The sequence below is a fragment of the Fructobacillus ficulneus genome (assembly GCF_001047075.2).
Lineage (GTDB): Bacteria > Bacillota > Bacilli > Lactobacillales > Lactobacillaceae > Fructobacillus > Fructobacillus ficulneus.
The window spans coordinates 76,249-83,798 of record NZ_DF968005.1; the positions used below are offsets into that span (position 1 = coordinate 76,249).

Consider the following 7,550-nt stretch of genomic DNA (forward strand, 5'->3'; position numbering starts at 1 on the left):
ATGAATGACTGAGAGCTGAGATAGCGGCGTAGATGACCGAACCAGCCATGACAACGACCATGAAGATTGACATGACAAGAGTCCAGACTTGGAACTTACTCTTCTTTTTCTTTTCAATTTTTGGCATTGGCCGTTTTGCCAATTGACGGTTAACTTCTTCAGCTAAGTCGACGTCGATGTCCGTCGATGTTGGTGCAGTTGGTTGTACTGCTTTTTTCTTTGCTTTTTTCTTTGCCATGGTAGTGGTAATAATCTCCCAAATAATTTAAAGTTATCATAACATATGCACGGCAAAAATTGAAATTCTGTTCTGTCCTTGGTAAAGTTGGTACGAGGTAATATAAATGACTTATTTTTATTGGCCAGCACTCTGGCTCTTGATTTTTTTCTTGATTGTTTTATGGCGACTCTTCTATCGCCCTTTTCCTAAAGTTGGTGTATTAGCACTATCAGTCATTCCAACTTGGATTTTAGATCATTTAACCTGGGGAACTAATTTTTATCAGTCTCAAGTTCTGGCAGTCCTAGTTTTTTGGCTAGTAGTGGGGGCGATTTGGTCGTTTGTTTTCGTTGGTAAAAAAATGACAGTTATGAGTTTTTTAGAAAAGTATTGGCGAATGACAGGACTTTTAGGGATTACGATGATGGTAATCTTGACGATATTAACGATATTATTAAAAAAATAGGGTGGAATCACCACTGGGCTTAAATCTTATTTGATAAGGTTTAAGCCTTTTTTGTTACTTAAATTTAAAAAAAGTTACGAGAAAAGTGGAGGAATGTGGGGGAATGTGGTAAATTAATGTTAAGTTATATTTAAGAAGGGGGGGTGAGCCGATGTTCATGGGAGAATCGTCACATAAGTTAGACCCAAAAGGTCGACTCACTATCCCTGTCAAATTTCGTAACCAACTTGGCGAATCTTTTGTGATTGTCCGCTGGATGGAACATGCTTTGCGAGCCATGCCAATGCCGGTATGGCAGAGTTTAGAAGAGCAATTGAACGCTTTGCCTCTTGGGAAAAAAGAGGCAAGAGCGTTTAAGCGTTTCGTTCTGGCTGGAGCCAAAGAGGCAGAATTTGATAAGCAAGGTCGCATCATTATTGATGGTAATTTAAAAGATTACGCCAACATTGATAAAGAAGTTGTTGTGACTGGTGCTGGAGATTCATTTGAAATTTGGTCTGTTGATAATTGGCAGGCTTACACAGCAGATACTGCTGAGAATTTTGATGACTTGGCTGAAGGCTTGGTCGATTTTGATTTTTAAACTGTAATGATTGAAAAGATTTTAAATAAAAAAGAAAGGAGGACAATTAAATGGCATTTGAACACGTAACCGTCCTCCAAAAAGAAGCCGTTGAATTGTTAGCTGTCCGTCCAGATGGCGTTTATGTTGATGCGACCTTAGGAGGTGGCGGTCATACTGGCGAAATTTTAAAGTTGCTAACAACTGGAACCTTGTATTCCTTTGACCAAGACCAGACAGCAATTACTCATAATGAAAAGCAGTACGCAGACGAAATTGCGGCCGGGAAGCTAGTTTTGGTTTTTAAGAACTTTCGTACGTTAAAAGAAAGCTTGAATGACCTAGGCATTACCGAAGTCGATGGGATTTTGTATGACTTAGGCGTTTCATCTGTTCAGTTTGATCAGGGAGAACGTGGCTTTTCATATAACCATGATGCCCCTCTTGATATGCGAATGGATCGCCGCCAAGATCTAACTGCTAAAGTGATTGTTAACGATTGGCCCTTTGCTGATTTAGTACGTGTACTGACAAGATATGGCGAAGATCGGTTTGGAAAAGCGATTGCCCGTAAGATTGAACAGGCTCGTGAGACCCAAACAATTGAAACAACCTTTGATTTAGTCGAAATCATTAAAACAGCCATTCCGGCCCCCGCACGACGTCATGGTGGTCATCCAGCTAAAAGGACCTTTCAGGCCCTCAGAGTTGCTGTAAACGACGAATTAGGGGCTTTAGAAGACTCGTTGAGTCAAGCCCTTGATTTGCTAGCTGTAAACGGAAGGATTTCGGCAATTTCCTTCCAATCTCAAGAAGACCGATTAATTAAGCAAATGTTCCGTGAAAAGACGGCTTTGCCGGAAGTTCCTCGTGGTTTGCCATTGTTGCCTGAACAGATGCAGGCCGATTATGAATTGTTAACCCGTAAGGCCATTAAGCCAAGCGAAGAAGAGCTAGAAGAAAATCATCGTTCTGCTTCCGCACAATTGCGCGGTATTATGCGATTGAAAAAGTAAAGGCTGATTAACAATCTGTTTGAATTTAAAGTAAAGGAGTATCTCAGATGGCACAAAACGCTTACCACTACCAAAATCTTGCGACCACCTTACCTGACCAGCCAACACCGGTCACCAAAAAGGTTCGGACAAAACGAAAATATCAACCAGCAGTGTGGACTAAAAACGAACGAGGATTGGCAGTCTTTATGGCGACAGTCGTCATCTTCCTGATGCTCTTTACAGTTGGAACAACCGTTGCTATGCAACGGGTTGACGCACAAAATCAAACGATTACCCAAAAAATCACCAAGGTTAAGGAAGAAAATGATTCATATCGTGGCGACATTCAAGCCAAGACTAATCCTGATAACCTCGAAAAAGTTGCTAAATCGGCTAATATGGAACAAAGTGCTGATAATGTACGGAATGTAAACCAATAAGCAAATGAAGCCAAAAAAAAGACGACAACCTGGAAAAAAAATAACGCGAAACGCCAAACGTTTTGGTGGCCTCCTTTTTGTGGGGGCTTTCTTTGTTATTTTCATCATGGGAAGTCGTCTTTTTCAAATTGCTGGGTTTAAAGAAATCAACCACCACAACTTATCCCAAGCCACCCGGCTAACTTTCATGCAAACATCGACGGTACCGGCAACCCGGGGACAAATTCTTGATTCGACCGGTCAAGTTTTAGCAGATAATTCAACCGTCTATGACATGTATGCAGTTTTAGATAAAAAACAGGTAACGAAGACGGGAAAGTCCGACTACGTTATCAATAAAAAAGAAACTGCTCAAAAAATTAGTAGTATTTTGGGGATTGATTCCAACATTATTTACCAACAATTGATTTCTAATAAATTGCAGGTTGAATTTGGTCCGAAGACAAAAAATTTGTCAGTTGATCAATATAACCAAATCATGAAGTTGAACTTACCTGGAATCAAGTTCAATTCGCAACCAGCTCGTTACTATCCCAACAACCGGATGGCTTCGGAAATCATCGGCCTCACAAATTCTTCTCAGAATTCTGCTGGTCAACGAATCCTCAAAGGGGTTTTGGGTGTTGAAGCCTTTAAAAACACCCTATTGAGCGGAAAAGATGGGCTTTTGACTTCCTTAGGAAGCCAGACCGAGTCAAGTAAAAAGAACCAAGTGCAAAATGGTGAAAACGTTACGTTGACCCTTGATGAAAAGTTGCAAGCTACCTTAGAAAATCGGATGGATGTTTTATTTGCCGGAACCAAGGCTAAGTCAGCGATGGCGGTCTTGATGGAAGCAAAAACGGGTAAGATTGTTGCCGAAACGCAACGACCTAATTTTGATCCAAATACTCAAGAAGGCTTGTCGGATTCATGGGAAAACCTCTTAAACCAAGGTTCCTTTGAACCAGGTTCAACCATGAAAACAATCACGTTGGCCGCTGCTATTCAAGAAGGTAAGTGGCATCCCAATGATACCTACCAATCAGGAACATACGATATCAATGGACAAAAGGTTGTCGATGCCTTTGGAAATAACGAAGGCACTTTGACCTATCGCCAGGCGTACGAACGGTCTTCTAACGTTGGTTTTGCTCATATTGAGCAGTCGCTTGGTGCTAGCACTTGGCGGTCATACTTGAGCAAGTTCCATTTCTTGCAAAAAACAGGAATGGACTTGCCAAATGAAGAGTCGGGTTCAATTTCATTTGCCCAACCAATTGACCAAGCCAATACGGCCTACGGACAAGCTATTCGAGTAACACCCGCTCAGTTGCTCCAAGCCTACTCGGCCTTTGCTAATAACGGGACCGAAATTAAGCCCTACTTAGTCGACAGTATTACCAATGCCCAGACCGGGGCAGTGACTTATCGCGGCAAAACTCAGAAGGTTAGTCAACCAATTTCTTCATCAACTGCCAAGGAAGTTTTGTCGAATATGGCCGGGGTTGTTAACGCCGATGATGGGACTGCCAAGCAATATAGCTTGTCTGATGTTGGCTACCAAGTCGCAGCCAAAACTGGAACCGCTCAAATTTCTGAAAACGGTAAATATTTAGATGGGCTAACAAATGATATTCATTCGGTGATGGCCATTGTGCCAGAGCAAAATCCAAAGTATATTATGTATATAGCTGTGCGCCAACCACAGGTTTTCCCAGATGCAAACATTCAAATCACTCTAAATAACGTCTTTCGACCAGTAATGTTGCAAGCCCTTAATGAAAATGGGGCAGCCAACAAATCAACATCGAATTCAGTGACTGTTCCCGATGTTCGTGGCCTCGACCTCGATCAGGCAACGGAAAAATTGAAAGCACTTGGTCTCCAGGCGGTTAGTCTAGGAACCAAGGGAACCATTACTGCTCAATCAATCAAGGGAAACCAAGAAGCAGTCAAAGGACAAATTGTTTTCTTAACTGCCCATGGAGCGGTAACTGTACCGGACTTTAGTTCGTGGACAAAGAGTGATGTCTTGGATTGGGGCTATCTGGCCAAGACCAAAATGACCCTGACAGGTACTGGTTTTGCTAATAAGCAAAGCCAGGCGGTTGGAACACCAGTAACAAGTAATATGACAATTAGTGTTGATTTTAAGGAGAGAACATAAATGGCAGTTGTCCTGGAATTTTTGCTAGGAATGGCCATCACAGCCCTAGTGATGCCAACCGTAATCAAAAAGTTGAAACAGAGTAAAGAACAAGCGGTGATTCGGACTTTAGGTCCTGACCATCAGCAAAAAGCGGGAACACCTTCATTGGGTGGGGCAGTTTTCGTCTTAGTTGCCTTAGTATTGGCCTTTTGCCTACCAAAAACGTACGAAAATAGTCGAGCATTCACAACCGTATTGACTTTATCAGTGGCAGTTGGGTCATTTGCCTTAATTGGTGCAGTTGATGATGTCTTGAAATTACTAAAGCACGCCGATGATGGCTTTGCCTTTAAGCCAAAACTTGCAGCCCAAACGTTGTCAGCGGTGGTGGTCATGCTTTTGCTTTGGTCACTGCACGTGCCGGCAGCCATTAATTTACCGGTTTATGGGGTTGTCTACCTTGGCTACTTCTATGTCATCTTTATCTGGTTTTGGCTGGTTGGCTGGTCGAACGCGACTAACTTGACGGATGGTTTGGATGGACTGCTGGGTGGTCTCTCGGTGATTGCCTACTTGGCCTATACCGTTCTAGCCTATCGGGCTTCCGATTGGGCCATGGTTTCTTTCAACTTAATCTTGATTGGAACACTGGTTGGTTTCTTAATTTTCAACTTACCCAAGGCCAAGATTTTCATGGGTGATACTGGGTCATTGGCCCTGGGGGCAGGCTTAGCCGTCGAATCAATTCTATTGCATGCGGTTTTGTCACTGTTGGTAATCGGATTGGTTTTCGTGATTGAGACTTTATCCGTGATTATTCAGACATTTTCATATCACTTCTTTAAGAAACGGGTCTTTCCAATGGCTCCCATCCATCATTCTTTTGAAAAGTTTGGTTGGAGTGAATGGCAAATTGATATTGCCTTTTGGTTTGTTGGTGCACTTTTAGCACTACTAGCTTTATTAATGTTTTAAAAACGGGTGACAGAAGTCACCGTACATAATTAGCAATTTTTAGGTGAGAGAAGAGGGACAATTAGATGGCAGATTTGAACTTTAACAACAAAAAAGTTTTGGTCCTTGGTTGGGCTAAGTCAGGTAAGGCAGCAACCCACCGCTTGGTTGAACTTGGTGCTCAGGTAACTGTTGCTAACCGCGATCAAATTGAAGTTGATGCAGATGTTCAGGCTTTGCAGGCAGCCGGCGTTACTTTTGCTGCAAATGACCAGGCGGATGCTTTGACGGATGACACAGATTACGTCGTCAAAAATCCAGGTATTCACTATGAACAGCCGTTGTTAGTCAAAGCGGAAGAATTAGAAATTCCGATTTTAACAGAAGTAGCTGTTGCTCTGTCAACGTTTACAGGACGTCTAATTGTCGTCACTGGGTCTAACGGTAAGACGACAACGACAACACTATTGGGAAAAATGCTACAAGCCGACCCAAACCAGGGTAAGGTGGTGGTCGCCGGTAACATCGGTACACCTGTCTGCCAAGTGGTTGGCGACTTAACTACTGAAGATACCTTGGTACTGGAATTATCATCTTTCCAGTTAGTTGGAATTCCAATGATTCAGCCAGATATTGCTGTCATTACCAATGTTTTTGCCAACCATATGGACTTCCACCATACACGGGCAGCTTACTTAGCTGCTAAAATTCATGTCACTGAAAATCAACGACCAGACCAGGTTTTGATTTTAAATGGCCAGGGCCCAGATACGCCTGTAATTGAGCAACACACAGCCGCTCAAGTCTTGCACTTTGATGATCAAGACCAACAGGCTTATGCCCACCAGACAGGAGACGACTTGGTATTGGCTGGCCAGGTTTTGATGCCATTTGCAGATGTCCGCTTGGTTGGTCAACCAAATCTTGAAAATGTTTTAGCAGCTACTGCAGCAGCTACCGTTGCTGGCGCGGCGTCAGCTGGGATGCGTACGGTCTTGGAAAACTTTGCCGGTGTGGCTCACCGTTTGGAATTTTTGTTCAAAAATAACGGAGTCGCTTACTACAACGATTCAAAGGCAACGGATATTGAAGCGACTCAGGCCGCTCTTTCCGCCTTTGACCAGCCAGTCGTTTGGTTGGCAGGGGGGTTAGACCGTGGTGATGACTTGATGCGTTTAGCACCAGATTTGAAGAATGTCCGGCAAGTGATTGCCTTTGGTGAAACAAAGAATAAGGTCGTCACTTTGGCCGAATCATTGAACCTACCGGTAACGGTTGTTGAATCAGTGGAAGAAGCAGCACCGTTAGCAACGAAGATGGCTCAAACCGGGGAAGTTGTATTGTTTTCCCCAGCTGCGGCCTCATGGGACCAATACCCTAATTTTGAAATTCGAGGAACCGCTTACGAACGGGCCTTAAAAAAAGCATTAAATCAGGATGGAGAGTAAGATCATGAAAATCGTTTTATCAGGTGGCGGAACGGGTGGCCATATTTATCCGGCGCTGGCCTTAGCTAAGATTATTGAAAAGAAGGAACCAGGAACTGAATTCTTGTATATTGGTTCGTTTCGTGGTGTTGAAAAGAATATTGTCCCAAAAACGAACCTACCATTTATGCAGTTGAAGGTTCAGGGATTTTCTCGGTCACTATCAATGACGAACTTTAAAACGATGTACTTATTTTTAAAGGCTGTCGCTGATGCTAAAAAGATCTTGAAGAAGTTTAAGCCGGACGTTGTTGTTGGTACTGGTGGCTATGTTTCAGGAGCGGTTCTTTAT

General features: G+C 43.0%; 9 protein-coding genes. 8 read left to right on the forward strand and 1 reads right to left on the reverse strand.

The features are described from left to right. Window positions 1–238 (reverse strand): DUF4044 domain-containing protein (locus AOQ29_RS05080; protein WP_114674994.1); only part of this gene is annotated, 238 nt, incomplete at its 3' end. Window positions 239–344: 106 nt separating this feature from the next. Between AOQ29_RS05080 and AOQ29_RS05085 the strand changes: the two genes are divergently transcribed. From AOQ29_RS05085 to AOQ29_RS08060, 8 genes are all read left to right on the forward strand, one after another. Next, window positions 345–686 carry a hypothetical protein gene (locus AOQ29_RS05085; protein ID WP_061993434.1) on the forward strand — a complete coding sequence of 114 codons (342 nt, stop codon included), beginning with the start codon at window positions 345–347 and terminating at the stop codon, window positions 684–686. A gap of 151 nt (window positions 687–837) precedes the next feature. Further along, window positions 838–1,269, forward strand: coding sequence for a division/cell wall cluster transcriptional repressor MraZ (gene mraZ, locus AOQ29_RS05090; protein ID WP_061993435.1), 432 nt, complete (start codon window positions 838–840; stop codon window positions 1,267–1,269). 50 nt (window positions 1,270–1,319) lie between these two features. Then, window positions 1,320–2,264: a 16S rRNA (cytosine(1402)-N(4))-methyltransferase RsmH gene (rsmH, locus tag AOQ29_RS05095; RefSeq protein WP_061993436.1), complete on the forward strand. Its 945-nt coding sequence runs from the start codon at window positions 1,320–1,322 to the stop codon at window positions 2,262–2,264. A gap of 47 nt (window positions 2,265–2,311) precedes the next feature. Beyond that, window positions 2,312–2,686 (forward strand): septum formation initiator family protein, encoded by a 375-nt coding sequence (locus AOQ29_RS05100; protein ID WP_061993437.1) that lies wholly within the window; start codon window positions 2,312–2,314, stop codon window positions 2,684–2,686. A gap of 4 nt (window positions 2,687–2,690) precedes the next feature. Continuing rightward, window positions 2,691–4,835 (forward strand): peptidoglycan D,D-transpeptidase FtsI family protein, encoded by a 2,145-nt coding sequence (locus AOQ29_RS05105; RefSeq protein WP_061993438.1) that lies wholly within the window; start codon window positions 2,691–2,693, stop codon window positions 4,833–4,835. Then, window positions 4,836–5,792, forward strand: coding sequence for a phospho-N-acetylmuramoyl-pentapeptide-transferase (gene mraY / locus AOQ29_RS05110; protein WP_061993439.1), 957 nt, complete (start codon window positions 4,836–4,838; stop codon window positions 5,790–5,792). Window positions 5,793–5,857: 65 nt separating this feature from the next. Beyond that, window positions 5,858–7,219, forward strand: coding sequence for a UDP-N-acetylmuramoyl-L-alanine--D-glutamate ligase (gene murD, locus AOQ29_RS05115; protein ID WP_061993440.1), 1,362 nt, complete (start codon window positions 5,858–5,860; stop codon window positions 7,217–7,219). A 4-nt stretch (window positions 7,220–7,223) separates the two neighbouring features. After that, window positions 7,224–7,550 (forward strand): glycosyltransferase (locus AOQ29_RS08060; RefSeq protein ID WP_242977402.1); only part of this gene is annotated, 327 nt, incomplete at its 3' end.